Origin of the sequence: Mesorhizobium sp. M7A.F.Ca.MR.362.00.0.0, assembly GCF_004023175.1 — a bacterium.
In the GTDB taxonomy this organism is placed as follows: domain Bacteria; phylum Pseudomonadota; class Alphaproteobacteria; order Rhizobiales; family Rhizobiaceae; genus Mesorhizobium.
Genome location: NZ_RZTF01000630.1, coordinates 1752 through 2291, shown reverse-complemented (window position 1 = coordinate 2291; position 540 = coordinate 1752). Strand labels below are relative to the sequence as shown.

Sequence of the window (540 nt, the reverse complement as noted above, 5' to 3'; positions counted from 1 at the left end):
ATCCTATCCGGCGCGCCTGTCGGGTGGCCAGCAGCAGCGTATCGCGATCGCACGCGCCCTGGCTCTTGACCCCAAGGTGATGCTCTTCGACGAACCCACGAGCGCCCTGGATCCCGAACTCGGGCTTGAGGTGTTGGCCGTGATCCGCGAGCTCGCCCAGGAAGGCATGACAATGATCATCGTCACGCACGAGATCGCCTTTGCCGCAGACGTCGCCGACCGCGTAATCGTCATGGCTAATGGAGAGATCATCGAGCAGGGTCCGCCTGATGCCGTGATCCGCAATCCGTCGTCGCCCCGCACGCGGCAGTTCTTCCGTGCCGTGGTCGATCGCAGATGATCGACCTGCTGGTTTCACTGCTCAGAGGCGTTCCGGCCACGCTGCTGGTGACCTTCGGCGCTTTCGGAGTCGGGGCCATCGCAGCCATGCCGCTGGTGCTGATGCGACGTTCCCGGTTGCTTCTGCTAAGCGCGCCGGCGCGCCTATACATCGACTTTGTCCGAGGAATCCCGCCGATCGTCTGGCTGTTCATTATTTTC

At 62.8% G+C, this 540-nt stretch carries 1 protein-coding gene and 1 pseudogene; both read left to right on the top strand.

The features are described from left to right. Window positions 1-340: ATP-binding cassette domain-containing protein (locus EOC06_RS36175; RefSeq protein ID WP_164898965.1), on the top strand; the 340-nt coding region annotated here is incomplete at its 5' end. Beyond that, window positions 337-540: pseudogene (locus tag EOC06_RS41145) on the top strand (amino acid ABC transporter permease); the annotation flags it as partial. The gene EOC06_RS36175 and the pseudogene EOC06_RS41145, both read left to right, overlap by 4 nt.